This is a genomic window from Pseudomonadota bacterium (genome assembly GCA_010028905.1).
Classification (GTDB): domain Bacteria; phylum Vulcanimicrobiota; class Xenobia; order RGZZ01; family RGZZ01; genus RGZZ01.
The window spans coordinates 1-1,471 of sequence record RGZZ01000788.1; the positions used below are offsets into that span (position 1 = coordinate 1).

A 1,471-nucleotide genomic window follows, 5' to 3' on the forward strand; every position below is an offset into this window, starting at 1 on the left:
TTCACCGCAACCGCCACACCCATCACCGTGGAGAGCATCGGCTGGCCGTAAAAAGCGAGCGAGGCGAGCGCGATGATCGCGCCCCACATCAGGCCGTTGACGGCTGCAATGGACACCTCTTTGCGGATGACCACACCCAGACTTGCGCTGCTGATCTGCTCGAGAGCGATGCCGCGGATCATCAGCGCCACCGTCTGGTTCCCGGTGTTGCCGCCCATGCTCGCCACGATCGGCATGAGCGCCGCGAGCGCGACCTGCTGCTGGATGGTGGCCTCGAAGGCACCGATCACGCGAGACGCGACCAGTGCGGTGAGCAGGTTCAACCCAAGCCAGGGCCAGCGGTGGGTGGCGCTCTGCAGCACGGGGGCGAAGAGGTCTTCGTCTTCGTTGAGACCTACCTGCTTCAGGGGCTGGTTCTCGGCCTTCTCGCTGATGAGATCCATCACCTCGGCGAAATGCAGAACGCCAGCGAGGCGCCGGTGCAGGTTCACCACCGGCGCCGACACCAGATCGTAGCGCTCGAAGGCCCGAACGGCCTCGTCGGCCGGATCGTGTGTGCTGAAGACCAGTGCATCGCGCACCATGATCTCGCTCACCGGCGTGTCGGGATCGTTGGTGAGCAGGTCACGCAGCCGCAACACCCCCACCAGCACCGCGTCGTGATCGACCACGAAGACCTGGTCGAAGGGTTCCGGAAGTTCTTTGTGACGGCGCAGATAGCGAAGCACTACCTCCACGTCGACATCGTCACGCACCGTGACCATGTCGAAGTCCATCAGCGCACCGACCGTGTCCTCCGGAAAAGACAGCACCTCGCGCACCTGGCTGCGGTCGCGCTGGTCGAGCTGCGACATCACCGCCGCGACGGCATCCTTCGGCAGGCTGGGGACCAGCCAGGCGATCTCGTCGGATTCGAGGTGGGAGGCAGCATCGACGATGTCCTGCTGCGGCATGCCGGCTACGAGGGACTCTCTTACGCCCTCGGCAAGCTCGAGCAGCACCCCACCCCGACGGGTAGCGGGAATCACTTCCCAGAGTGCTTCCCTCTCCTGCTCGTCGGGCAGGCGCTCCAGCACGAAGGCGATATCTGCCGGGTGCATGCGCACCGTGCGGCGCTCGAGTTCACCGCGGTGCTGCCTCATGAGCAAGGCGCCCACCAGCTCTCCCTGCCCGTGTGACTGTCTGAGGCTCACATCGCGTTCGAGCTGCTGCTTGTCGAGGAGCGCAAGAATCTCCTCGAGGGTGGCCTCGAGGCTGCGCTGGTACAACTCGACGTGCTGCTCGTCCATCGCGCTCAGCCCGCGCCGATGCGCTGCACGAACACCAATCGCGACTGCGGGCGCAGGGGTTCGAGGAAGGGATCCATCACGAGCTCTCCGTCGATGGCTACATGACAGCTCTCGACTTCGGCGGCTGGCAGCCCCGGAAAGCGCGCGAGCAGCGCCGCTACAGCAGCGCGCACGTCGGACGC

General features: G+C 65.4%; 1 protein-coding gene. It reads right to left on the reverse strand.

Features of this window, described 5'->3' with window-relative positions; all coding sequences use genetic code 11:
- On the reverse strand, positions 1-1,289 hold a 1,289-nt coding region (locus tag EB084_25310; protein ID NDD31583.1), incomplete at its 3' end, for a magnesium transporter.
- Positions 1,290-1,471 lie beyond the last annotated feature (182 nt).